Origin of the sequence: Massilia sp. CF038 (assembly GCF_900129765.1) — a bacterium.
Taxonomy (GTDB): Bacteria; Pseudomonadota; Gammaproteobacteria; order Burkholderiales; family Burkholderiaceae_D; genus Telluria_A.
Genome location: NZ_FQWU01000002.1, coordinates 528,555 through 552,416, shown reverse-complemented (window position 1 = coordinate 552,416; position 23,862 = coordinate 528,555). Strand labels below are relative to the sequence as shown.

The window sequence follows — 23,862 nt, the reverse complement described above, 5'->3', positions numbered from 1 at the left end:
CCGCGCAGGCGCGCCCGCCATGCGCTAGACTACGCGCTCATCATTGTTGAAATAGCCTGCATGGACGACTTATTCAAGACCGAACCCGCACCGCCCCTGGCGGAAGCATTGCGGCCGGCAACCATCGAGGACGTGATCGGCCAGAGCCATTTGCTGGGCGAAGGCAAGCCGCTGCGCCTTGTGTTCAAGTCCGGCAAGCCGCATTCCATGATTTTGTGGGGCCCGCCCGGCGTTGGCAAGACCACGCTGGCGCGCCTGACGGCCAACGCCTTTGGCTGCGAATTCATTGCCCTGTCGGCAGTGCTGTCTGGCGTCAAAGATATTCGCGCCGCCATTGAACAGGCCGAGCACCATCTGGCCACCGGCAAGCACACCATTCTGTTCATCGACGAGATCCACCGTTTCAACAAGTCGCAGCAAGATGCCTTATTGCCGTTCGTGGAGTCGGGCCTGGTGACCTTGATTGGTGCCACGACCGAAAACCCTTCGTTTGAAGTCAATTCCGCGCTGCTGTCGCGGGCCCAGGTATACGTGCTCAAGGCGCTGACGGACGCCGAGATGCTGCAATTGCTCACGCGGGCACAGGAGCGTGCACTTGGCCACCTGAGCTTTGACGAAGTTGCCGTGGCCACCTTGATTGGCTATGCAGACGGCGATGCGCGGCGTTTTCTTAACCTGCTGGAGCAAACCAAGACTTCCGCAGAAACCTCGGGCATTACCCGCATCAGCGGCGAATTTGTCGACAACGCGCTGACGCTCAATTCGCGCCGTTTTGACAAGGGCGGCGACAACTTCTACGACCAAATTTCGGCCTTGCACAAATCGGTGCGCGGCTCGCATCCCGATGCCGCCCTGTACTGGCTGTGCCGCATGCTCGACGGCGGTGCCGATCCCCAATACCTGCTGCGACGCATTGTGCGCATGGCATGGGAAGACATCGGCATTGCCGATCCGCGCGCCATCCAGATCGCCAACGACGCGGCCGCCACCTATGAACGCCTGGGCTCGCCAGAAGGCGAACTGGCGCTTGGGCAGGCCGTGATCTACCTGGCCATCGCCGCCAAGAGCAATGCCGGCTACAACGCCTACAACCGGGCCGTGGCCTTCGTTAAAAAGGACAAGTCGCGCGAAGTGCCGGTGCACCTGCGCAACGCCCCAACCAAGCTCATGAAAGAACTTGGTTACGGTCACGAGTACCGCTATGCGCATGACGAGCCGAATGCCTATGCGGCAGGCGAGACATACCTGCCCGAAGGTATGGCCGAGCCGCGCTGGTACGAGCCGGTGCCGCGCGGGATCGAGGCCAAGATTGCCGAAAAGCTGGCCTGGCTGCGTAGTCTGGATGACAGCGCCGGCACGGACTAGGCGCAGCGCGCTTCGTTCGCCAAAACAAGCATCCTGTCCCGCGATTTCAACATTTCATCGCAAGTGCATGGCGGCGCGGGCGGTGGGTGGGTAAAGTACAACCATACCAAACCACTTCACCACCCACAGGAGCGCATCATGAACATCCGTAAAGAATTCGAAGCCGTCTTCATCGCCGCCGTTGTTGTCACCTCGTTTGCCGCTTACGCGACCGCCAAGGTGCCCAACGTCCAGATCGCACAAGCAAGCCCGGCTGCAGTTGCCGATGGCAAGATGAGCGTTGTGGTCGTTAAAGGCAAGCGTCTGACTGCTGCACAAAAGGCTGCCGCCATCTGATTTGCTGTTGTTGTGTAGATGATTGACCACTGCCGCATTTGCAGTACGCTCGAACAAGTTTAGCGAGCACCATTTCCAGGTTCATACGCTGGTATGAACCTCGCGGCATTTGCGACTGACGCAAATCGCTGGAAAGCCCTGTCGTCTTGGTACAATTGCGGTTTCGACATACCGGCAATTCGACAATGATAGACATCCAACTTCTCCGCAAAGAAATCGACAACGTCGCGGCCCGCCTGGCGACGCGCAAGTTCCAGCTCGACGTAGCAGGGTTCAATGCCCTGGAAGCGGAGCGCAAAGCCATCCAGACCCGCACCGAAGAACTGCAAAGCAAGCGCAATTCGCTGGCCAAGCAGATCGGCATGCTCAAGGGGAAGGGCGAAGATACCTCGGCCGTGATGGCGGAAGCTGCCGGTCTGGGCGACGAGCTCAAGGCCAACGAAACCGCGCTGACCGTGGTGCAGGCCAAGCTGGCCGCGTTCATGGAGTCGATCCCGAATGTGCCGCACGCATCGGTCCCGGTCGGCACCGACGAGGCTGGCAATGTGGAAGTGCGCAAGGTCGGCACGCCGCCAAGTTTCGCCTTTGAAGTCAAAGACCATGTGGACGTCGGCGCTGCGCTGGGACTGGACTTTGACGTTGCCACCAAACTGACGGGTTCGCGTTTCTCGGTCATGAAGGGCGGCATTGCACGTCTGCACCGCGCGCTGGCCCAGTACATGCTGAACACCCATACCGGCGAGCATGGCTATACCGAGTGCTACACCCCCTATATGGTCAATGCCGATTCCCTGCGCGGTACCGGTCAGTTGCCCAAGTTTGAAGCTGATCTGTTCTCGGTGAAAAAGGGCGGCGCGGAAGGCGAGGGCGAGACCTTCTACCTGATTCCGACGTCGGAAGTGTCGTTGACGAATATCGTGCGTGACGAGATTCTGACCGCCGATCAATTGCCTGTGAAAATGACGGCGCATACGCCGTGCTTCCGTTCGGAAGCGGGCAGCTATGGCCGCGACACGCGCGGCATGATTCGTCAGCACCAGTTCGACAAGGTGGAGTTGGTGCAAGTGGTGCATCCGGATACCTCGTACGAGGTGCTGGAAGAGATGGTGGGGCATGCCGAGGCGATTTTGAAAGGCCTGGGCCTGCCGTACCGCGTGATGGCGCTGTGCACGGGCGACATGGGTTTTGGCGCGACCAAGACGTATGACCTGGAAGTTTGGCTGCCGGCGCAGAACACCTACCGCGAGATTTCGTCCTTGTCGAATTGTGAAGGTTTCCAGGCGCGCCGCATGCAGGCACGCTTCCGCAATGCCCAGGGCAAGCCGGAGCTGCTGCATACTTTGAACGGTTCGGGGCTGGCCGTTGGGCGTACGCTGGTGGCGGTGCTGGAGAATTATCAGCAGGCGGACGGCAGCGTGGTGATTCCCGAAGTATTGCGCCCTTACATGGGCGGGTTGGAGCGCTTGAGCCCGGCTGTTTGAGAGGGGCGGGGAGGGGTTTGAAATTATTTGCGATTTGCCTCTTCCGTTTTTCTGAGGCTTTGCTATAATCTTGTCCTCGCAGCAGTTAGCGAAAAGAATTTGAAGACCACCCTTGTGCTACTCAACTGGCCAAGAGTTCAAATGAAACACCGGAGAGGTGGCAGAGTGGTCGAATGTACCTGACTCGAAATCAGGCGTAGGGTTTCCCCCTACCGTGGGTTCGAATCCCACCCTCTCCGCCAGAAGCAAGAAAAATGGCCACCCCTGCGGGTGGCCATTTTTTTTGCTTCGGACGGAGCGGGTGGGATTCGAAGACGTCCCCCTGCAGGGGGGCGGCTCTCCGAATCGCCCATCTTCCGCCGCTGCGCGGCGGGGCGCCTGAGGCGCCGCTCTTCGCCAAAATGTTGTTCAGGTTGGTTCTGAACTGTCCAGTGCGCCTTGGACGTGTGACGATTGACCCTCGATGGAGGGACAGTCATACTGGCGAAAACGTTGTGGATGCTTTGAAAGTTAAAATATGGAAAAGAAACAGATTGAAACTGCCGCGGATGAACTGCTGCAGCCCGGTGTCGACCGGCGGGCTGAGGCACAACGTCAGCGATTGGCCGTGGTGCATCTGCAAAAGCAAAAGCAGGTTAGTGCGGCGTTCGTGGTAGTCGGCGTACTTTGCGGGGCGCTGATCGCGTATCTAATGGGTGAACCTTTCGCTAGAGGAGCATTACTCGGTGCATTAGCCGGCGCTGGCTCGGGTTGGCTATTCTTTAGGGCCGCTAGAGGCAAAGCCAACGCAAAAGCTAACTCTCGGTAGCCCATGGCACGTCGGTTTGAAGGAGCACGCCAAAAGAAAGCCCACTGATTTACGTGGGCTATTTTTTTGCGTCCGACGGAGCGGCAGGTGCCCTGTGCAGGGATTCAAAGAGGTCCCCTGCTGGGGGACGGCTCTCCGAATCGCCCATCTTCCTGCCGGTCGAAATTAGCGGAGTCGACTTGTACTTCGTCATCCAGGGTTTGCATGAGGCGAAAGTAAGTGATTGGTTTAATTTGAAAGTGTCAAATCGAATTAAAATTTTTCCGAAAATTGCGATCGACAAAAATTAAGAGAAATGCGAAACCTTATAGTTGGTTTTCTTCTTCTGCCCACGTTTCCTGCGTACGGGGCGCCCGAACAGTATGTCGTGAAATCGCAGGGGATCTATTGTCCTGCAAAAAATCAAGAGTCTGTAGAAAAAATCGCGGATGCAGATAGTGACGAGTCGTTGAAAAGAGCTGTCGGTGCTGCCTTCGTGTCGGGAGAATGCATTAGTTCGGGCATTGAAGTCCCCGTGTTAGTCGATAAAGTGTCACGTGAGCGGACCTCGCGTGGCTCACATTACTATTGTTACGTTCGCCGCGGGGACCATGAACGTTTATGTTCCGCCGCACCCAGCATAGCAACAGTCACCCAACTGCAAGGCGAGCGCACGGGGGACTTTACGGTGATTGCCGACAACGAAAAAGTTCTAGTGGCCAAATGCGCCGAGGGTGGGCGTGTCGTTGTCGAAAAAGGGAAGCAATGGCGTCGCCGAAGCGCGGTGTTTCTTGGTGTTGAGGAGCCTGTTGAGCGCGAAGTACCGCCGGACAAAGAACGTGCTGTGCGCGACGGCTGCAAAGGCTTTGACTTCTAACCCAATCTGTCTGGCAACGGCCACAAGCGGCCGTTGGGGATGTCTTGAAACGAGCTTGTGAGAGTAAACGCTACACGACAGATTCTTCCTAATCGAACCGCTCAACGAAAGTCAATCAGTCACCAGGTTGGGGATAAGGCGGCTTGCACAGAAACCGACGTAATTTTGATCGTAAAGCTGGCCTACCTTGTACAAACCCTTGACATCTTTCAGGAGAAAGACAAGCGTGTTCGGATTTTTGGTCAGGCGGCGATTTCCGAATCCCTTTTCGATCGATGGTGGTCTTTAAAGCCGATCACACATCTTGGGCGCGCTAATGAGTGCAGCCAAGAGCTGAGATCCTATCGCCAGCAACTAGATGTGCACGACAACGGCGCAGTAAGAAACTGGTTGCAGCATGCGATGGCTGAATAAGCGCCGCGCCCCATTTAACTATCGGGAGGCAAAAGGCCGGCAGCTACCGGCATTGGGAGCGACAGCAGAACGGCAGAGTACAATCGACATGCCCCCAACGGATTTACCGTGATGTATGTCGATCTCGCCTGTCATTCCGAGTCAGCGCGAAAACAGCTGACGCACGCGACCGTCGCGAACAACCGCCAGTTATCGGCCACTCTGTATTCCGCTATCATGTTAGGGTTTTTCCATGTTCAAATTTTGGAGCAAACGTAGTTTCGAAGATCCGCAGCTTGGTCGCTTTAATTGTGTGCAAACAATGTGGTATCCAGCAGGAAAAGTGGAGGATATTGGGGTCGCGATTGAAGGTGACGAGGACTGTCCTGCGCCAGCCGCGCTTGATACCGCCCGTGGCTTAATGAACCAGCCTGATGATTGGATCGTTTCGGCGAAAGCGTTCGTGCGCAAAAACGAACTGGCGATGGAGTTCATTGCAGGCTACGGTGATCTGGTTTGCGACGGCTTTACGGTATATAAGTCTGGCCAGTTTGCAGTTGAGTTTTCATTGACAGAATGGCCCGATGCCATGATTACGGTCCCTTTTACAAAAGGTGTGCCATCGGGAGTACTGCTCGGCGACTAACGTCTAAAGCGGATTCTCGTAGGCGCAATAAGGGTATCGAAGGAGATTCTCACTGCAAGAACTTGCTCGCTTAGGTGCAAGTCTGGACTTGGGATTTCTGTGAACTCTTTTACAAAGTCTCGAAAGTCTGTTTACGGGCGGATTTGTCTGCCCGCCCTTTGGACCTCATGGGCAGCCCAACACTAAGCAAGTCCCTCTAAAACCCGGCGCCGCCCTGTCCGATCCAGCTCCGCTCCGGTATCATGCTGGCATGAACAAGATTCCTCCCCCTCCATTTGTCATTGGTGTCGCTGGCGGAAGCGGCAGTGGCAAATCGACAGTCACGCAACAAGTGCTGGCTTCATTCGGCGCCGACATGGTTTCAGTCGTAATGCAAGACGACTACTACTGCGACCAGTCCGACCTGACCCCCGAAGTACGGCGCAAGCAGAACTACGACCACCCACAGGCTTTCGACTGGCCGCTGCTGGTGCAGCATGTGCAAGCGCTGCGCAACGGCGAAGCCATCGAAATGCCCGAATACGACTTTACGATCGACAATCGCTCGGACAAGACGATTCCCGTCAAGCCGGCGCCGGTGATCGTGATTGAAGGTCTGTTTGCCTTGTACGATGCGGACCTGCGCAAAATGATGTCGCTGAAAATTTTCGTCGACACTGCTCCCGACGTGCGTTTCATCCGCCGCATGCAAAGGGATATCACCGAGCGCGGCCGCTCCGTGGAAAGCGTGACTGCGCAATACCTCGAGACCGTGCGCCCCATGCACAAGCAATTCATCGAGCCGACCAAACGTTACGCCGACGTCATTTTGCCGCACGGCGCGAATGGTCCGGCCGTGGACGTCATCACTACCAAGGTGGCGAGCGTCCTGGGTCAGTTGAAGCGCTCCTGAGTCCGTCCCACCTCTATCTGAACCCGGCATTGCGGCATCAATGCCCGGTTTCATGTCCCGTTTTTGCTGTAAATATCACAATAGTTTTGCCAGTGTGACATTTCGTGAGCTTTTGTCAATTTCTTCCTGTTAATATGCTGCTAAACATGGCAACAGGAAACATCAATGGCAATTATAAAAAGTTGGTTTAACAAGCAATTCTATCCCTCCCACCCAGCAATTCCACGTATTTTCATCGTCGCCCTCTGCGGGCTGATCCTCGCCGCTGGCGCCCGCGCCCAGGAAGTCAGCTTTGCTGGCTTTGCCTTTGCGGGCGACCACGCCCAGGCTGCACAACGCTTCCCCTACGCCTACAAAGTTGACCAATCGCTCAAGGCCGCCGGCACTCCGCTGACGCGCCAGGTGATTGAGCGCGTGTACGCCGAGCCGGACGCGCAGCTCAAACGCGCAGCCTTGGACAAGCTGGCCAGTCTGAAAGGGAGCGACCAGACCTTGCTGTCCGTACTGCTGTTCACCGGCGAAACAGTATCGACCGAGCAGTTCGGCTCCTACGTCAAAACCTTCGTCAACCTGCGCGGCGATGCTGTGATCTTTGACTTCAAGACCAAGACGATCGTTCGTAATTATCCGATCAGCGTGATTCTGTTTGATGCCGGCACCCGCCAGCCCACGCCTGCTGAACTGGAAGCACTGGTACGCGACCTGCTGGTGCGCGCCGACAGCGGCGGCCTGATGACCCAGTACGTCAAGCGGATCACTGCGGCAACGCTGCCGCGTCCCGCCACCCGCACCATGCAAATCAAGCCAGCCACGGTGACGCCGGAAGCACTGGCGCTGCTGCCGGCGGCCTTGCGCGATTCGCCAGCGCTGGCCAGCCAGGTGCTGTCGGAAGCGTTTGGCGCCGTGTTGTCGGCCAAGCTGGGCGTTTCGCTGCTGCCAACCGGCATGGGCGGCGCCATGGGCGCGATGAGTTTCCGGCTCGACAACGGCGACGCCTACGATTTCAAGGTAGGCGAGGGCGACTACCTGTTCGACGTGGGCGTGAACAAATTCGTCAAGGTCAAAGCAGGCGAGAGCGGTGCAGGCACCTCGTTTGCATACGGGGTGTACGGCAATGTGCGCTTTTACGAACCGCTGACCAATACCGATTATTTCCGCAGCGACATCAAAAACGGCGAAGTCAAGCTGGTACCGGCAGGGCAGGTGAGCGTCGACGATGCCGCCGCCTACGAGGCAGCGCTGCGCGGCTTGTATCTGAAATTTGCCGCTGCCTTGCAGCCGCAGGCCGATACCAAATGGATTACCACGGCAGCCGCCGACAAAAATGTTCTGAAACAGATCGATTCCACCCGCGACATCTTAAAGGCAAGTAAATAATGAAAAAAATTCTGCTCACCCTGTTGTGCCTCCTGGCGAGCGCGTCCAGCATGGCCCAAGTGGTCAACGCCAAGGGCGTGGCGACGGTCAGCTACACCAAAAAGATCACCCCACAGCAAAAAGAAGCGGCGTACGTAGCCGCCCAGGTCGCCGCCATCGAGCGCTACTTTGCCGAGAACGGTGAAGCCGAAGCGGAAAACTTCGACGCAATCAAGCCAAAGGTCGAAGCCAACCTCGACAAATTTGTCATGAGCACGACCGTGCTGACCGAGCAGGATCAGCCCACCTTGTCCAAGTACTCGATCGCGGTTCGCACCGAAATTAACTTGGCCAAGCTGCGCACCACCTTGCGCGCCAACAGCGAAGCGGGCAAGGCTGCGCCTGCCTCCAACTCGGAAATGGTGTACGTGTTCGTGGCGCGCGAAGCGGCCTCGGTCAAGAGCTTTGACGCCAAGGTCGTGCAGCGCCGCGACGTGGAAGCCAAGGGCCAGGTCACCTCGTCCGTCAGCGACAAGGGCCGCGAAGGCGAGTCGATCGGCAACAGCAGCGTATCGACCAATGCCTCGCGCAACCGCGCCGTTAAAGTCGATGGCAGCACCAGTGTGACCGTAACCACGGGCGGCAGTTCCACCCAGAAGACCGACGAGTCGACCTATCGCGTCATGTCGATGGCTAACTACCGCACCTCCGTCACCTCGGTGTTTTCGCAAGCGGGCTTCAAGGTATCGGATCCTGATTTCGTCCTGTCCGACGCGGACATGAAATCGGTCAACGCCGACTATGCCAAGGGCGACGACCTGACCCCGGCCACCGTGCGTGGCATCGTTGCGTCCCTGCGCAAGGAAAGTATCCCACTGGTGGTGCTGGCCACGTTTGATGCTGGCGTGCCGAGCGACGACCCTGCGACCGGCCTGCGCCGTGTAACCGTGACCGTGACGGCCCGCGTACTCGATGTACAAGGTCCGCGTCCGCGTGAAGTAGCCTCTGTCCCAGCCGTGCAATATGTTGCAGTCGCCCCAGACAGCACCGTGGCCAGCACCAAGGCCATGAAAGACGCCTCGATTGCCGCTTCGCGCGAAATCGTCAGCCGACTCAACGCCGGCGGCGTGCGTTAAACCATTGATTTCAATGCTGGCGGCCCGGGGTTGCCAGCACGTTTTTTCTGACAGCATTAACCACAACCACAAGGAATATCCAATGAAACTTGCATTCATGACCGTCGTACTTGGCGCCACTCTGGCAACCGCTTCCACCGGTGCTTCGGCCCAGCTGGGTGGCCTGCTCAAGGGCGGCGACAGCGCCAAAGGCGGCAGCATCACCTCCGATCAAATCGTCAAACGCTATGTCGGCGGTGCCAAGAATGTCGTGAACGCCAACACGTCGATGCTGGAAGCGGTCGGCTTGAAAGATGAAGCAAGCGCGAGTGCCGCACAGGCCGCCAACCTGACCGAAGGCGCAACCAAGGATGCGCTGGAAGAATCCGTCAAAGTGCAAACCGCCAACAGCAAAGCGCTGGAAGCGAAGCTGGCCGATTCGAGCCTCAAGCTCGACGCGGCCGGCAAGAAGAAATTTTCGGCAGGCGTGACCGAACTGGCCAAGGGCGTGGTGTCGTACGTTACGCTGGGCAAGGACGCTTCGGGCTTCAAACCAGGCATCAGCTCGCTGGGCGGCTCGACCACTTCGGCCGTGTACGTGGCCAAATCGCTGCCTGAGTCGACCAAGACGCTGGCCCACACCCTGAAAATGGCCATCGAATACTGCAAGGCCAATAATATCGCCGTGGACAAGTCGGCCACCGACGCGACCTCGCTGATTTAATCATGCATCTCGGCGCGGCCGCTCGGCCGCGCCTTCTTCCACCTCGGACTCTCTCATGAAGACAAAACTGCTGTCGCTGGCGCTGCTGTGCGCGCTGCTGGCTGGATGCAACAAGACCACTGAACCTGCCAGCCCTGCTGTGGCACCTGCTGCCAAGCCGGCCGCGACCGGCCCTAACCTGACTGCGCAGCCCGATGTGGGCAAGATCGAACAGGTTCCCGTGACTGCCAGCGGCAGCGCGACCACGCCTGGCGCCGCCGTGAATCAGGCGCTCAAGACTGCCATCATGCAAGTGAATGGCACCAAGATCGAAGCGACCACGGCAACCCTGAATACGTTTTCCCAAATTACCGGCCAGCTCGACGTGGAAACGTCGGGCGGCAGCGACAGCATCAAGGCCAGCGCGACCGTGCAGAGCAGCCATTTTGCTGAAATGATCGTCGCCCAATCGCAGGGCGTGGTGACCACTTTCCAGGTCGTCAAGATGACGCCACCGGCCGAAAAGGGTGGCATGTTTACCGCCGACATCAGCGCCACCATCGCCAAATTCAAGGCGCCGGCAGACAGCGGCAAGATCAAGATCGTGGTCGCGCCGTTGCGCTCGGACCGCGCCAGTTTTGATATCGGCGGCCGCGCTGTGCCGGCCGACGTGGTGCTGGGACAATTGCGCCAGCAAATGATCGATGCGCTGACCCAGTCTGGCCGTTTCACCGTGCTGGACCGCCAGTTTGAAAGCGAGCTGGAAGGCGAACTCGATCTGATCACCAGCGGCAAGGCAGTCAATCAGGATTTTGCCAAGCTGGGACAGGCGCTCACGGCCGATCTGGTCTGGGTCGGCGTGGTCAATGAGCTTAACTACACGCGCCACGCGCGCCAGTTGCAGACCTCGGACCGCGAACTGGTGAGTTTCAGCGGCGGCTGGTCGATCTCGCACCGGATGATCAACCTGGCCACCCGCCAGATTCTGCAAAGCGGGACCATCGAGGGCCGCGCGCCGTCGATGGCACCAACTACCCTGGGCAGCGGCATCAATGCCGACGCGGTTCTGCAAGACATGCGTCAGATCATTGCCAAGCGTAGTGCCGAAGCAATCTTGCTGCAAACCTTCCCCATCAGTGTGGTGGAACGCAATGGCATGGAGGTGATCCTCAGCCAGGGTGGCGCGTCCGTCGTGCAGGGCGCGCGCTATCGCCTCTATCTGCAAGGTAAAGAACTGCGCGATCCGCAGACCGGGCAATCGCTGGGCAATACCGAAACGGATTGCTGCGACGTGGTCATCACGCGCGTGGCGCCCAAGATGTCGTATGGCGTACTCGAAAATGTGACCGCCAAGCTCGACGGCGTGGCACCTGGCGCTTTGCAAGTGCGCGAAATGCTGCCGCCGCGTTCGGAACAGTCCGCTGCCGCAGCACAAGCCGCAGCGCCTTCGTCGGCCAAAAAGCCGAATGGACCGGCAGAGCCGAAGGCGCAAGCCAAAACGAGCAAGAAAGCTGAGGCCAAAGCAGGGGCCGATGACAAGGACTGGTAAGCAAAGTTGTTGAATTGAAGGCGGCGCGCATTCTCGCGCGCTGCCTGTACATCGCCCCCTCGCCATGGTCAGGCCATGCGCATCGATCTCATTCCATTGTCTGGAATGCATGTCTAATAAAAAAACAATGTTACAAAAAATGCTTTTGGCGAGCATAAATACGTGTAATATCTGAAATCGTTTTCATATCAACATCAACGTAATCATGAGGGATAAGCGCCGTCGATGCGCACTCTCTGTCGTATTCCAATTCTTAGAAAGGTCGAGACATGAAAATTATTTCAACGCATTCATTGCGGCAAGCCGCCGCGTTCGTCGGTTTCGCCGTGCTCGCTTCGCTGCACACTGCCAGCGCCGTGCAACCCCTGTCGGTCAGCGGCAACAAAGTGCTCGCGGGCGGCCAGCAAGCCAGCTTCGCAGGCAATAGCCTGTTCTGGGGTAACAACGGCTGGGGTGGGGAAAAGTATTACAACGCGGGCACCGTCGCCTGGCTCAAGAAAGACTGGAAGTCGGGCATCGTGAGAGCCGCCATGGGTGTGGAAGAAAGCGGTGGTTACCTGCAAGACCCGGCCGGTAACAAGGCCAAGGTCAAAGCCGTGGTGGATGCGGCCATTGCCAACGACATGTACGTGATCATCGACTGGCATACCCACCATGCCGAGCAATATCAGGGGCAGGCCGTCGCCTTCTTCCAGGAAATGGCCCGCACGTACGGCAACAATCCGCACGTGATTTACGAGATCTACAACGAGCCATTGCAGATCTCGTGGAGCGGTACCATCAAGCCCTACGCCAATGCGGTGATCGGGGCCATCCGCGCGATCGACCCGGACAATCTGATCATTGTTGGCACGCCACAGTGGTCGCAAAAAGTGGATGAAGCCTCGCGCGATCCGATCACCGGTTACAAGAACATCGCCTACACCTTGCACTTTTACGCAGGGTCGCACGGGCAATACCTGCGCGACTGGGCCAACACGGCAATGCAGAACGGCATCGCCTTGTTCGTGACCGAATGGGGATCGGTCGATGCCTCAGGCGACGGCGCCGTGAACGCAGGCGAGACCGCTGCCTGGGTCGACTTCATGAAGAAGAACAATATCAGCAACGCCAACTGGGCCTTGAACGACAAGGCCGAGGGCGCATCGGCATTGGTGCCGGGCGCCAGCGCCACGGGTGGCTGGGCGGCAAACCAATTAACGGCATCCGGCGCTTTAGCCAAAGACATCATTTCGCACTGGCCGGGCGTGACCCCGCCGCCTGGCTGCAACACCGCCAGCGTCCCAGGCACGGTGCAGGCCGAAGCCTTCTGCGCCATGTCCGGCGTGCAGCTTGAAACGACCACCGACAGCGGCGGTGGGCAGAACGTGGGCTACGTCGACACCGGCGACTGGATGACGTACAGCGTCAACGTGCCAACGGCCGGCAGCTACAAGGTCACGTACCGCGTCGCCAGCACAGTGGGTACCGGAGTGATCCAGCTTGAGCAGGGTGGCGGCGCGCCCGTGTTTGGCAGCGTGAATGTGGCCAATACCGGCGGCTGGCAAACCTGGACCAATGTCAGCCACGTTGTGACGCTGGCCGCAGGCAAGCAGAACATCGCGATTCGCGCCAAGGTGGGCGGCTTCAACCTGAACTGGTTCAAAATTGAAGCGAATGGCGTCACGCCGCCGGGTAATGCCATCACCATGCAAGCAGAAGATTTTCTGGTGATGAACGGCGTGCAGCTGGAAGCGACCACGGATGCAGGCGGCGGCCAGAATGTCGGCTATCTCGACGCCGGCGACTGGATGTCCTATCCCAGCGTGAACATTGCCGCCACTGGCGATTACGTTGTGGAATACCGTTATGCCAGCCTGAACGGCGGCGGCAATCTGAGCTTCGAGGAAGCGGGTGGAACGCCGTCTTACGGTGCCATCAACATCCCTGCAACGGGCGGCTGGCAAACCTGGGCCACGGCCCGGCACACGGTCCGACTGACGGCAGGCGCCCACAAGTTCGGCATCAAGGTCAATAATGGCGGCTGGAACTTGAACTGGTTCCGCATCAGTCCGGCCAATTGATCTGTTGGTAGTGGGGGGGCGGAGCGGCATTCAAGCCTGAATCCGCCCCTTGGAAGTTGCCAATGAAAATGCGCAAAAAATCCGATTTACCCAGCAAGATCTGCGCGCACTGCGGCTTGCCATTCGCGTGGCGCAAGAAGTGGGAGCGCGACTGGGAAAACGTGAAGTTTTGCTCCGACCGTTGCCGGCGCGCCGGGCCGGCAGCGCCCGGCGCGTGAGACGCCGCCTCCTAATCCACCCCCAGCATCCGGTTCGCCTCGCGCGTGAACAGCGCAGCTTGCGCCTTGTCCGGCACTTCGTCAGCTAGCACCGCGATCAAGGCTTTCAAATTGCCGGCCTGCGCCAGATGATCGGCGCACACAATTTCGCCCATCGGGCCGATGTACTGAATCAAAATCTTTTCCAGTGTGGCCGCTTGCACCGCCGTCACGGTGGCTGAACTGGCCGGCTGGGCAGGCGCCGGGACCAGGGCAGGGGCGGCCGGTGCCGCTGCCCCGGCCCACAGCGAAGCGAGCACCTCATTCGTGTTGACCGGCTCGGGGTGACTGACCGCGCGGACACTTTCGTCGAAGCGCAAGCGTGCGGCCTGCATGGTGCGCATGCCGGCCACGGCTTCCTGACCGTGCCGCCCGCGGCACAGCAGGGCAACAATGTTGCCACCGTCCAGATGAACCTGCGCCATCCGGTTATCTTCGCTGACAATGAAGACGGTACCGCTGCGGCGCTGGCTGCAAAAGTCGCGCACCATCTCCACAATGCGCCGAAACGGAATCAAGTCTTGCTGTGCCATGAGATATCTCCTTCAGGTCAGGCTTTTTTGCGCAGACGTTCCATCGCCATGCGGATACTGACGCCAAGGCGGTCAATCGCGCGCGCCAGGGCGCCGATTTCATCGCCGCGGCCGGTTTCGGGAATCGAATCCTGGAACTGTCCCTTGCTCAATTGCTCTGCCACATTGATGAGCTGATTGATCGGGCGCGTCAGCGCTTTGCCCAGCAGCGAGGCAATCATCAGCACCAGCGCGCCGGTTACCAGGATCAGCACGCGGGCACCGAGTTCCAGCCGTTCCAGCGGTGCATAGGCCTCAGCATAGTCCTGTTCCACGATCAGGGTCCAGCCCTGCGGGAGTTTATGCACGTAGGCGATCACGCGTTTGCCGTCGTCCTTGCGGTAGATGGCGGGCGCATCGCTAATGCCTTCGACCTTGAAGGCGGGATGGCTACCCATGTCCTGCACGGCATCGCTGGGCTGGCCTTTCATCCCGGTGGCAATGACCTTGTTGTCGGCATCAATCAACAGTACGTAACCGGTGTCGCCAATCTTGGTGTCCTTGATGACCTTGGAAATGTCATCCAGTTTCATGGCCATGGCAATGACGCCAGCTGGCTGGCCCAGGGCATTGCGAATCGGTACGGCGACGGTCAGCGCGGGTTTGCCGGTGGATTTGCTGATTAAAACCTGGCGGCTGATCGGCTCGCCTTTCATGGCCCCTTTGAAGTAGCTGCGGTCAGCAAAGTTAATGAGCGGCTTGTCGTCGCTGCGGGCAATATTGTCGCCATTGTGGTCCATGGTGTAGACCACGAAGGCCCATTCGTAAGTATCGCCAAAGGCGCGCAGCACCGGCGTCTGGCGTGCCCGTTCCATGCTGGTGATGTCGTCAATCTTGCTGGCCGAGCGCAGGACCCGCACGTTGGCGTCGTCCCAGTTATTGATGCCGGCGGCAATGCCGGACACAGTGGCGACCAGGTTGTGCGCGATGTTGGCGCTGATGTCCTTGCGCACTTGCATGCTGCCAACCAGCCAGAACGCCAGCAGCGGGATGAGCGACACGGCAAGCAAAGTGAGCAAGAGCTTGTGGAAAATATTGAACCGTAACTTGGGCTTGGCCATGATGTTCATCCTTTGGAGAAGTCGGGAAACTATTTTCAGGAGAACATATTCCTTAGGGTTAACTGCTGATCTAGAACAAGGTCGCGGACGCGCCCGATGTAATGGCAACACTTCCGGCCGATCTCCTCATCGCCGATGGGCAATGCGGGGGAGGGAGGTAAAGTTTTGTAAAGTCGGGTGCAAACGCCGCGGTGCAGTTATTTTCTGGCGGCAACCATGGGATAATAAGAATGATTCTCGTTTCAGGCTTTAGTGCCTTCATTCTGTCCCATGATCAATTTCCCCAGCTGTCAGAACGTCCTTGCCTGCGCTGTCGCAGGCGCTTGTCTGGCATGGAGCGGCGTGGCCGCCGCCCAATCTCCAACGCAGGCCGAACCCGGTGCCAAGCCCGTTGAGGCGGCCCCCGCCGTCAGTGGCGTGGTCACGGTCACGGCCGAGCGGCCCACCAACCGGATTGACCGCCAGGTCTATGACCAGAAGGCCGAAGTGGGCGCGACCAACAATTCGGCTGCGGACGCGCTCAACAACGTGCCCTCAGTCACGGTGGACCCGGACGGCACGGTCAGTCTGCGCGGCAGCACCAATGTGCAGATTCTGGTGGATGGCAAGCCTTCGGCCATGCTGCAGGGCGATGGCCGTGGCGCCGCGCTCAATGCCATGCCGGCACAGGACATCGAATCGATTGAAGTGATCAACAACCCCGGTGCCCAGTTTGGCAATGAAGGTGGGGGCGGGCCGATTCTCAATCTGGTGATGCGGCGCAACCGCACACCTGGCGGCACCGGTGTGGCCAACTTGAATGCGGGGCCGAACGGGCGCGGCAATGGCTCGCTGTCGGGCAGCTACCATGAAGGCAAATGGGGCTACCAGGGCGGGATCAATTTCCGCCGCGATGGCCGCAATTCGGTGGGGCTGACCGAGCGCGAGCGCATCGACCCTGCCACTGGCGCCGTCAGTGCAAGCCGCCAGGAATCGCAATCGACTGGCCTGAACGATTCGCACGGTTTGAATGGCGGCGTGACGTACAACTACGATGACAAGACGGCGTTTGGCGCGCAGCTGAGCTATATGCGGCGCGGTAACGACCAGCACGGCACTGACTTGTACCAGTATGACGATCAGGGCAATCCGGCCTTGCGCGATTATGTGCGCACCAGCGAACGCAGCGGCGCGAGCAGCAACCGCAGCTGGGGTTTGCGCATGGATCGCAAAGGCAGTCTGCCTGGCGAAACCCTGAAACTGGACCTGCGCGTTTCCTCTCAGGACAACGTCAGCGACAGCGCTTACAACAATGTGTACGGCAACAGCGGCAGCAGTGCCGCCTTGCCGGACCGACGCAGCCGCCAGCACAATGACGCGCGCAATGCCATCACGGACTTTACCGGCGACTACGAACGGCCCACAGCGAGCGGCCTGGTCAAAGCGGGCTTCAAGATTGCCGATACCGAAAACGGCTTTGACACCAGTTATCTTGATATCGATCCCTTGAGCGGCGCCGGCGTTGTGAACCCTGGCCGCACCAACCGCTTTGAAGTCGACGAACGCAACCTTGCCGTGTACGGCTCCTACCAGCATCGGCTGAACGAACGCTGGGGGATTCTGGGCGGCATGCGGGTCGAGCACACTGACCTCGATGTGATGCAGATCACCGATGGGACCACGGCGAGCAACAGCTATATCAACTACATTCCCAGCATGTTCGTCAGCTACAAAGCGTCGGATAATGCCAACCTGCGCTTTAGCTACGCGCACCGCATCCGCCGCCCGAATGGCAATGATTTGAACCCTTTCATTGTGTACCGCGATGAATTCAATGTTTCGGCGGGCAACCCGCAGCTGCGGCCTTCCGAGACTGATTCGTTTGAACTGGGTTACGAGACAAAGTTCGGTGTGGTCGACACGAACTTGCGCGCCTACTTCCGCAAGGACAAGGATCTGATCTCCGAGCGCAGCTATTTCATCAGCGATACGGTGTTGCTGACCACGCGTGAAAACGCGGGCAGCAGCCGCTCTGGCGGACTCGAATTCTCGCTCAGCGGCAAGCTCACGCCCTGGCTCAACTTTAATACCAGCGGCAACCTGGCGCAGAGCGAACAGCGCGGCGTGGACAGTGCCGGCCTGCTTACCGTGCGCAACGCGACCGCCTTGACCTTGCGCGGCCGGGTGAGCCTGACCCTCAGCCCCAAGGATACGATGCAGCTGAGCGTGAACACGCAGGGCAAGACGCTGACCGCGCAGGGTTACCGCGAGCCGCAGACCACGGCCAACATGAGCTACCGGCACAATTTGACGCCGCAGTTGAGCATGGTGATGAATGTGACCGACCTGTTCGACTCGAACAAGATGGCCACGCGCATCAATACCAGCTACCTCAATGAGCAAAGCGAGCGCCGTTACGATGGCCGCATTGTGTATATCGGCTTGTCGTACCGCTTTGGCGGCATTAACAACAATGGCGGCAACCGCCGCGAAGGCGGACGCCGTGAGCCAGGGCAGGGCGGCCCGCGCAGTGGCGGTCCAGGTACTAGCCCTGGTGGCGAGGGCCCGCAAGAAGGTTAAGCGCAAGCGATCAGGTGGCACTTGCAAATGCGAATGATTCTCGTTTATACTGAATTCATTCACTCCTGCATAGCCCGCCGCCGCCAGCCGATGCCCACCTGTTACAAGGACGCATTGTGTCGCGCAAACATACCGAACCGCCTGAAGCCTCTTGCCAGCAACTGACCATCGCCGACAGCAACATTGGCCAGGTGAGTATTTGTCCCGAATGCAGCGTGCTGCACCTGGCGCTCAGCCATGTATCGCTGCGTTTTACGCCCGACGCGTTCCGTTCCCTGGCTGACATTGTGACCGCCGCGCAGTCGCGTCTGGATCACGTGGCGCAAACGAGCGCGGCGGCAGCGGCAGCGCTGGCCATCGACACGGCCCGCCAGGGTCCCAAGCTGCACTAAGGGCGCGCCATGTGCGACAACGACAGTAAACAGCCGCTGGCGCAGTTTTTCGCGCAGACCGGCCTGGCACCGGCCAAGACCGGCTCGCGCCGCTATCGTTTGTGGGAGTTGCCCGCGAATACGCATTGCCCCGTGATTGGCGTGTGTCTGCCCCTGGGGCTGCTGCGCAAACTGGTCAACAAGGGCGTGCGCGGCGAAACCCTGGCCGACGATTACGAAATTCACGTGGGTGCGGTGGCCGAGTGTGCCAGCCGCAATCGCTTGTCGAACTTGCTGCAGGAAGCACTCGACGTGCGCTTCGCCCAAGTACTGCACCGCTTCCGACGGGCCGCCAGCGATGACGCCGTGATGGCGCTGTGGCGCGAGGCCACGGCGCAGGGCGATGTCGCGGGCGCCTTTTGGGCCGCGCTCACCCATCCGCGCAGCGACTTCCGGGTGCAGGATACGGTGCTGCGCGAGATGCACATGATTCAGCATCAGGCCGGTGCCGTCACCCGCATCGACCTGGCGCGCTATCAATTGATGCACGAAGAACACGCGGCGCTGTCAGCGGAGCTGGCGCAGCACCAGCAGCGTCACGCCCGCGCCCTGGCCGAAAAAGCGGGCGAAATGGCCCAGATGCAGGGCCAATGGCTGGCTGCGCGGGCTGATCTGGCCAGCCGCGATCAGCAGTTGGCTGTCATGCAGTTGCGCCTGGACGCATTAAACGACAGCGTGCCAGACCTGGAAAGCCGGGCGCGCCTGCGCGAAAAACTGAACCAGTCCAGCGCGAGGCTGGTCCAACGCGATGAGCAGATCGCCCAGCTGCGCCAGCAGCTGGCCGCTGCCACGCGCCAATTGGCCGCGGCGCAGGACGAACGTGCGGAGTCCCAAGCTGCCCTTGCCGACGATGCTGCGGCCGATGCGGTCGATCCAGTCGTGCTTGCCGATAAAGTCATCCTCTGCGTCGGCGGCCGCAGCGCCAGTGTGCCCAGCTATCGCGGCATGACCGAAGAAGCCGGTGCCCGCTTTGCGCACCACGATGGCGGCCAGGAGCAGGGCAGCGAATCGCTGGACGCGAACCTGGCGGCGGCCGACCTGGTGATTTGCCAGACCGGCTGCATCAGCCATGGCGCCTATTGGCGCGTGAAGGAGCATTGCAAACGGACAGGCAAACGTTGCGTGTTTGTGGAAAATCCGAGCAGCACCAGTTATTCGCGCGGTTTGCGTCAGATTGCCGTCCTGAATTAAGGGAGACTGATAATTGTCCCGGATTAAGCAATAGTACATTGCATTTTTTCGCCTTTATTGCCGTGGTTAGCAGGTATAGACTGTCTTTCATGGACAGGCAAACGTGCTTGTCACCGCAAGTTCACTGGAGAAAATCATGAATGCATCGAAACTGTTTGCCGCTGTTGCCGCCTTCGCTGTTGCAGGTTCCGCTTTTGCCGCCGATGTGGCCGGCGCCAACGTGTCGGCCACGGCCGCGTCGGTTGTGGTGGTCTCCGCGGCCCAGTCGAGCTACGCAGTGCGCAATCTGAACGTGCCGGTGCTGCTGTCGACCTCGAATGGTCCAAGCCGCGCGCAGGTGCACGCTGAAGCCGTTGAAGCGGTCAAGCATGCGCGTGCGACCTTCGCCAGCCAGTACGATCTGCTCAAGTAAGCACTGTTCGCGATACAAGCGGCGAAACAGTTCGCCGCGCTGATACAAGCACATCGCCCTCGCGCAGGCGGGGGCCCATAACCCTGGTCCGAAGTTGGACAGGTGGGATAGGCCCCCGCCTTCGCGAGGGCGATGTGGTGGGTATTCGAACGCCGCGTGCGATGTGGTGGGTATTCGAACGCCGCGTGCGATGTGGTGGGTATTCGAACGCCGCGTGCGATGTGGTGGGTATTCGAACCCCGAGGGCGATGTGGTTGATACTTGTTATTGACGCGGCACGCCCGGGATCAGGTGCATATCGGTTTGCCGTCCGCTCAGATAGCGAAAGCCAGCCTGGTCGAAGTAGCCGTCTTCTTCAAGCATGATGCGCACGTTCTTGCCCCATTCCGGCAGCATGGACTGGGCATTGAGTTCGATCGAATACGCGGTGCGGTAATGGAGCGGATAGTCGCCGCTGCCCGGTACGCCCTCTTGCATGTCCCACATGCCAATGGTCGGCCCGGCCGCATGACCGTGGTAGCCCAGTGGATGGGTATAAATGGTGGGCGCGATACCTTCGGCTTTGGCCTGGGCCAGCGCCGCCGCCAGTATCTGGTTACCGCTGCGGCCCTGCTTGAATTGCCCGGTCAGGATATCCTGCAGCCGGTTGCCTTTCTCGAACGCCACCTTCAACGCTGCGGGCGCTTCTGTTTCGCCAGGGCGCAGCACATATGCGTGCTGCTGAATGTCGGTATTCAGACGCAGATAGCTGATGCCAATGTCCACATGCAGCAGGTCGCCCGCCAAGATCACGTTGGCCGATTCGCGCGTCGAAAAATCATTTGAGCGGCCGGCGCCCGCCGCGTCCATGCGCTGAATCGATACCGATGGGTGAAACCAGGTATCGTAACCGCTGTCGCGGATCTTCTGGCGGAACCACCATTCCAGATCTTCGGTCGTGGTCTGCCCCGGCACCACGGCCAGTGGCGAAAAGCCTTGGGCAATGATCTTGTGGGTCGCTTCCACCAGCTGCGGATACAAGGCCATTTCGCGCTCCGTGCGTGTTTCCAGCCACCTTACGGCCAGCTTCTGCGCCGACACCACCCTGTTTTTGAAGCCGGCCGGCAGATGCTGCATGAATGCCAGATAGTCGGTGTGATCGAGGCCGTCCGCATGGGCAAAGTCGGCCGAGGTGTTGATGCCGATGCGGGCCGGCTTGCGCGTCCTGATCAAATCAGCCAGCGCGTCCCATTGTTCGGGAAAGCGTTTGGTATCCCACGCCCCCTTGATGGCCTGACCCACGTCATAGCGGGCAATGGCCAGCTTTTCCACGCTGCCCGTACGCGGGTCGCGGTGGAATACCAGCATGGTGCGGCGGCGTGCATTGAGCCATTCGGCCGGCAGCATGGTTTTCAACACCGGATCTTCGTTGTATTCGCGCGAGATCAGCACCCACATATCGATGCCGCTTTCCTGCATCAGCGACGGCAATAGCGCGTCAAGCCGCTCAGCCAGAATGGTGTCGACCATACGCGCTTGCTCGCGCACTGTCAGAACCTGCGCAGGGGCGGCGCCAGCGGCCATCAGCAGCAGCGCGATCAAGATTTTATTCATGGGAGTCCCGTCATGTCGATGACGGCAAGTCTAGCATTGCGCCGGGTGGAGGGCCCGGTTTGCTCCCCCGCAGTGGCTTGAACAAGCCTGCGGGGGAGGCGGGGTGCTTACAGGCCGCTGATGGACAGGGCGCTGCCGATTTCGGCCTTGAACTTGGCCGCCTGGTCGGCGCCTGGAATTTCACCTGCCAGGTTCAGGGCCAGCGCGCGCAGGTCGCTGGCATTGTCGAAGTAGTCGGCGCAGACGATTTCCGCCATTGGACCGATGTACTTGGCCAGGGTGGCTTCGAACACGGCGCGCTGATCGGCCGACACGCCCGGCATGCTTTCGCGGACCGATGCCGATGCTGCTGGCGCTGCACGGCGGGCGATCCCGGGCAGCATGGTGGAGGCGGCGCCGCCTTCGGGCAGATCGTTGATGCTGCCGTACAGGTAGTCGAGAATGACCTCGGTCGACCATTCCAGCGGCTCATTGCTGGCCACGCTGGGGCGGTCCAGCGTCATGCGCGCACGCTGCATGGTGCGCATGATGCTCAGGCCATCCTTGCCGCGCCGGCCGCGGCACAGGATGAAGATGATGCGTCCGCCCAGCAGGTGGATCTGGGCCATGCGATTGTCATCGCTGACCAGCATCACGGTGGCAGTGTGCCCTTGGGCGCAAAAGCCGGCAATGCGGTCCAGCAGTTCAACGAATGGGGTGAATTCTGGCTGTGCCATGTCGTCGCCCTTTTACGTGGACTTCTTGCGCAGGCGGTCCATTGCCATGCCGATGCTGATGCCCAGGCGTTCGATGGCGCGTGCCAGCGAACCAATTTCGTCGCCGCGGTTCGTTTGTGGAATGTCGACGTTGAGCTGGCCCTTGCTCAGCTTTTCAGCAATCGCGGTCAGTTCATTGATCGGGCGGGTCAGCTGTTTGCCGAGCAGGTAAGCGACCAGCAGCACCAGAGCGATGGCCACGCCGATCAGGATGCGCGCTTCGTGCTGCATCTTCGACAGGGTTGCAAAGGCTTCGCTGTATTCCTGTTCAACCAGTACCGACCAGCCTTGTGGCAGCACGCGCTTGAAACCGATCATTTTGACGTCGTCAACCATGTACACGGTTGGCTGTTCGGTGATGCCGGCTACTTTCAGCGCAGGGTAGGTGCTGAAGTCCTGCAGCGCGGTGCGCACTTTCGAGGCATCACCGTGCGCGATGACCTTGTTTTCGGCGTCGAGCAGGATGGCGTGGCCGGTGGTGCCGATCTTGATGTCGGTGACGGTACGCGAAATGTCGCCCAGGTTCATGGCCATGGCCAGAACACCGACAACGGCGCGCGATTCATTGCGAATTGGTGCAGCGACCATCAGCGAAGGCTTGCCGGTCGACTTGCCCAATGCAACCTGGCGGGCAACGTCGGCGCCGCCCATGACGGCCTTGAAGTAGGCGCGGTCGCCGTAGTTGGTCAGGGCGCCGCCGTCGTTACGGGCGATATTGCGGCCGTCCGGTGCGGTGGTGAAGACCAGGTAGGACCACTCGTAAGTGGTGCCGACTGCGCTCAGCAGCGGGGTCTGGCGCGCGCCGTCCATGGAAACCATGTCGTCGGTACGGGCAACCTGGCGCAATGCGCGCAGATTGGTTTCGTCCCAGGCGTTGATGCCGGTGGCAACCGTGTTCATGGTCGACACCAGATTGTCGGAAATGTTCGAGGTCAGTTCCTTCTCGGCCGCCGCATTGCCCAGGTACCAGAGGGCGCACAGGGGAATGAGGGTCACCAGTAACAGGGTGATCAGGACTTTGTGGAAGATATTCAGTTTCAGTTTCATTTTGCGATCAGTGTAATAGTCGTTTGGCATGGCCACCGCGATTGCTGCGGTATGGTTCGGCACGCACTTTCAGGAATTGGGCCAAAGCGCAGCGGCTTGCCCCAGGCGTCGTGGGTAGCGTCTGGAACGCTACGTTGGGAAAACACATGACATCGGCGCGAGAGTCAAAATGCCTGTCGCGCCAGCCGCCGGTACTGCAAAGGTGTAAGGACGCCATTATACAAAAATTACTCGTGGGCATGTTAAATGAAGTAGAGCTGCCGCTCAAAATCATTAATTATTGGAAACTCCTGCGCATGTGCCACATTTCATCAGGCGGGTAGCGCATTTCACAAAGCAAAATGCTGCGCTGTCGCAAAAAGACAATGATCAAGTATGTTCGAAAAAATCGATCATAAGCCGCGATTCTTTCCGTTTTAAC

21 protein-coding genes and 1 tRNA gene are annotated in these 23,862 nt (G+C 59.4%); 17 read left to right on the top strand and 5 right to left on the bottom strand.

The window, feature by feature from the left end:
• The first annotated feature begins 60 nt into the window (after window positions 1–60).
• The 13 genes from BUC24_RS12625 (at window position 61) to BUC24_RS12555 (ending at window position 13,781) form a co-directional block, all read left to right on the top strand.
• Window positions 61–1,365, top strand: a complete 1,305-nt coding sequence (locus BUC24_RS12625) for a replication-associated recombination protein A (RefSeq protein WP_073216455.1) — start codon at window positions 61–63, stop codon at window positions 1,363–1,365.
• Window positions 1,366–1,503: 138 nt separating this feature from the next.
• On the top strand, window positions 1,504–1,701 hold the full coding sequence (locus BUC24_RS12620) for a hypothetical protein (protein WP_073216452.1): 198 nt from the start codon (window positions 1,504–1,506) through the stop codon (window positions 1,699–1,701).
• 185 nt (window positions 1,702–1,886) lie between these two features.
• Entirely contained in the window at window positions 1,887–3,182 is a 1,296-nt protein-coding gene (gene serS, locus BUC24_RS12615; protein ID WP_073216448.1) for a serine--tRNA ligase, read from the top strand.
• Window positions 3,183–3,333: 151 nt separating this feature from the next.
• Window positions 3,334–3,424, top strand: a tRNA-Ser gene (locus tag BUC24_RS12610).
• Between the two features lie 933 nt (window positions 3,425–4,357).
• Window positions 4,358–4,846, top strand: a complete 489-nt coding sequence (locus tag BUC24_RS26640) for a hypothetical protein (RefSeq protein ID WP_143167503.1) — start codon at window positions 4,358–4,360, stop codon at window positions 4,844–4,846.
• Window positions 4,847–5,492: 646 nt separating this feature from the next.
• Window positions 5,493–5,885, top strand: coding sequence for a hypothetical protein (locus BUC24_RS26635; RefSeq protein WP_143167502.1), 393 nt, complete (start codon window positions 5,493–5,495; stop codon window positions 5,883–5,885).
• 250 nt (window positions 5,886–6,135) lie between these two features.
• Window positions 6,136–6,777: a uridine kinase gene (gene udk, locus BUC24_RS12585; protein ID WP_073216433.1), complete on the top strand. Its 642-nt coding sequence runs from the start codon at window positions 6,136–6,138 to the stop codon at window positions 6,775–6,777.
• A gap of 165 nt (window positions 6,778–6,942) precedes the next feature.
• Window positions 6,943–8,154: a hypothetical protein gene (locus tag BUC24_RS12580; protein ID WP_083598899.1), complete on the top strand. Its 1,212-nt coding sequence runs from the start codon at window positions 6,943–6,945 to the stop codon at window positions 8,152–8,154.
• Window positions 8,154–9,269 carry a hypothetical protein gene (locus BUC24_RS12575; RefSeq protein ID WP_073216430.1) on the top strand — a complete coding sequence of 372 codons (1,116 nt, stop codon included), beginning with the start codon at window positions 8,154–8,156 and terminating at the stop codon, window positions 9,267–9,269. The genes BUC24_RS12580 and BUC24_RS12575 overlap by 1 nt, the downstream gene beginning before the upstream one ends.
• Before the next feature lie 82 nt (window positions 9,270–9,351).
• On the top strand, window positions 9,352–9,972 hold the full coding sequence (locus BUC24_RS12570) for a hypothetical protein (protein ID WP_073216427.1): 621 nt from the start codon (window positions 9,352–9,354) through the stop codon (window positions 9,970–9,972).
• A gap of 55 nt (window positions 9,973–10,027) precedes the next feature.
• A complete protein-coding gene (locus BUC24_RS12565) occupies window positions 10,028–11,500 on the top strand; it encodes a CsgG/HfaB family protein (protein WP_073216424.1) in 1,473 nt (490 codons plus the stop codon).
• 269 nt (window positions 11,501–11,769) lie between these two features.
• A complete protein-coding gene (locus tag BUC24_RS12560; RefSeq protein ID WP_083598898.1) occupies window positions 11,770–13,563 on the top strand; it encodes a carbohydrate-binding protein in 1,794 nt (597 codons plus the stop codon).
• Window positions 13,564–13,625: 62 nt separating this feature from the next.
• The gene (locus tag BUC24_RS12555) at window positions 13,626–13,781 is read left to right on the top strand and encodes a DUF2256 domain-containing protein (protein ID WP_073216417.1); all 156 of its coding nucleotides are present in this window, start codon (window positions 13,626–13,628) and stop codon (window positions 13,779–13,781) included.
• An 11-nt stretch (window positions 13,782–13,792) separates the two neighbouring features.
• Here BUC24_RS12555 and BUC24_RS12550 read toward each other — a convergent pair whose 3' ends face one another.
• Window positions 13,793–14,353, bottom strand: coding sequence for a DUF8082 domain-containing protein (locus BUC24_RS12550; RefSeq protein WP_073216413.1), 561 nt, complete (start codon window positions 14,351–14,353; stop codon window positions 13,793–13,795).
• Between the two features lie 17 nt (window positions 14,354–14,370).
• Window positions 14,371–15,453 (bottom strand): HAMP domain-containing protein, encoded by a 1,083-nt coding sequence (locus BUC24_RS12545; protein ID WP_178372540.1) that lies wholly within the window; start codon window positions 15,451–15,453, stop codon window positions 14,371–14,373.
• Between the two features lie 270 nt (window positions 15,454–15,723).
• Here BUC24_RS12545 and BUC24_RS12540 point away from each other — a divergent pair, with 270 nt between their 5' ends.
• From BUC24_RS12540 to BUC24_RS12525, 4 genes are all read left to right on the top strand, one after another.
• The gene (locus BUC24_RS12540; RefSeq protein ID WP_073216406.1) at window positions 15,724–18,012 is read left to right on the top strand and encodes a TonB-dependent receptor domain-containing protein; all 2,289 of its coding nucleotides are present in this window, start codon (window positions 15,724–15,726) and stop codon (window positions 18,010–18,012) included.
• A 116-nt stretch (window positions 18,013–18,128) separates the two neighbouring features.
• Window positions 18,129–18,404 (top strand): hypothetical protein, encoded by a 276-nt coding sequence (locus BUC24_RS12535; RefSeq protein WP_073216403.1) that lies wholly within the window; start codon window positions 18,129–18,131, stop codon window positions 18,402–18,404.
• 9 nt (window positions 18,405–18,413) lie between these two features.
• Window positions 18,414–19,634 (top strand): DUF2325 domain-containing protein, encoded by a 1,221-nt coding sequence (locus BUC24_RS12530; RefSeq protein ID WP_073216399.1) that lies wholly within the window; start codon window positions 18,414–18,416, stop codon window positions 19,632–19,634.
• 136 nt (window positions 19,635–19,770) lie between these two features.
• Window positions 19,771–20,046, top strand: a complete 276-nt coding sequence (locus BUC24_RS12525; protein WP_073216396.1) for a hypothetical protein — start codon at window positions 19,771–19,773, stop codon at window positions 20,044–20,046.
• Window positions 20,047–20,310: 264 nt separating this feature from the next.
• Here the strand turns inward: BUC24_RS12525 and BUC24_RS12520 are convergent, their stop codons facing one another.
• The 3 genes from BUC24_RS12520 to BUC24_RS12510 form a co-directional block, all read right to left on the bottom strand.
• The gene (locus tag BUC24_RS12520; RefSeq protein ID WP_073216393.1) at window positions 20,311–21,639 is read right to left on the bottom strand and encodes a M24 family metallopeptidase; all 1,329 of its coding nucleotides are present in this window, start codon (window positions 21,637–21,639) and stop codon (window positions 20,311–20,313) included.
• 107 nt (window positions 21,640–21,746) lie between these two features.
• Entirely contained in the window at window positions 21,747–22,355 is a 609-nt protein-coding gene (locus BUC24_RS12515) for a DUF8082 domain-containing protein (RefSeq protein ID WP_073216390.1), read from the bottom strand.
• 12 nt (window positions 22,356–22,367) lie between these two features.
• The gene (locus BUC24_RS12510; protein ID WP_178372539.1) at window positions 22,368–23,441 is read right to left on the bottom strand and encodes a HAMP domain-containing protein; all 1,074 of its coding nucleotides are present in this window, start codon (window positions 23,439–23,441) and stop codon (window positions 22,368–22,370) included.
• Between the last annotated feature and the right edge of the window lie 421 nt (window positions 23,442–23,862).

Excerpts from the sequence above, each read along its gene's own strand:
- BUC24_RS12625 (WP_073216455.1), top strand. The coding sequence starts at position 61 with ATGGACGACTTATTCAAGACCGAACCCGCACCGCCCCTGGCGGAAGCA.
- BUC24_RS12620 (WP_073216452.1), top strand. The coding sequence starts at position 1,504 with ATGAACATCCGTAAAGAATTCGAAGCCGTCTTCATCGCCGCCGTTGTT.
- serS (WP_073216448.1), top strand. The coding sequence starts at position 1,887 with ATGATAGACATCCAACTTCTCCGCAAAGAAATCGACAACGTCGCGGCC.
- BUC24_RS26635 (WP_143167502.1), top strand. The coding sequence starts at position 5,493 with ATGTTCAAATTTTGGAGCAAACGTAGTTTCGAAGATCCGCAGCTTGGT.
- udk (WP_073216433.1), top strand. The coding sequence starts at position 6,136 with ATGAACAAGATTCCTCCCCCTCCATTTGTCATTGGTGTCGCTGGCGGA.
- BUC24_RS12580 (WP_083598899.1), top strand. The coding sequence starts at position 6,943 with ATGGCAATTATAAAAAGTTGGTTTAACAAGCAATTCTATCCCTCCCAC.
- BUC24_RS12575 (WP_073216430.1), top strand. The coding sequence starts at position 8,154 with ATGAAAAAAATTCTGCTCACCCTGTTGTGCCTCCTGGCGAGCGCGTCC.
- BUC24_RS12570 (WP_073216427.1), top strand. The coding sequence starts at position 9,352 with ATGAAACTTGCATTCATGACCGTCGTACTTGGCGCCACTCTGGCAACC.
- BUC24_RS12565 (WP_073216424.1), top strand. The coding sequence starts at position 10,028 with ATGAAGACAAAACTGCTGTCGCTGGCGCTGCTGTGCGCGCTGCTGGCT.
- BUC24_RS12560 (WP_083598898.1), top strand. The coding sequence starts at position 11,770 with ATGAAAATTATTTCAACGCATTCATTGCGGCAAGCCGCCGCGTTCGTC.
- BUC24_RS12555 (WP_073216417.1), top strand. The coding sequence starts at position 13,626 with ATGAAAATGCGCAAAAAATCCGATTTACCCAGCAAGATCTGCGCGCAC.
- BUC24_RS12550 (WP_073216413.1), bottom strand. The coding sequence starts at position 14,353 with ATGGCACAGCAAGACTTGATTCCGTTTCGGCGCATTGTGGAGATGGTG.
- BUC24_RS12545 (WP_178372540.1), bottom strand. The coding sequence starts at position 15,453 with ATGGCCAAGCCCAAGTTACGGTTCAATATTTTCCACAAGCTCTTGCTC.
- BUC24_RS12540 (WP_073216406.1), top strand. The coding sequence starts at position 15,724 with ATGATCAATTTCCCCAGCTGTCAGAACGTCCTTGCCTGCGCTGTCGCA.
- BUC24_RS12530 (WP_073216399.1), top strand. The coding sequence starts at position 18,414 with ATGTGCGACAACGACAGTAAACAGCCGCTGGCGCAGTTTTTCGCGCAG.
- BUC24_RS12525 (WP_073216396.1), top strand. The coding sequence starts at position 19,771 with ATGAATGCATCGAAACTGTTTGCCGCTGTTGCCGCCTTCGCTGTTGCA.
- BUC24_RS12520 (WP_073216393.1), bottom strand. The coding sequence starts at position 21,639 with ATGAATAAAATCTTGATCGCGCTGCTGCTGATGGCCGCTGGCGCCGCC.
- BUC24_RS12515 (WP_073216390.1), bottom strand. The coding sequence starts at position 22,355 with ATGGCACAGCCAGAATTCACCCCATTCGTTGAACTGCTGGACCGCATT.
- BUC24_RS12510 (WP_178372539.1), bottom strand. The coding sequence starts at position 23,441 with ATGAAACTGAAACTGAATATCTTCCACAAAGTCCTGATCACCCTGTTA.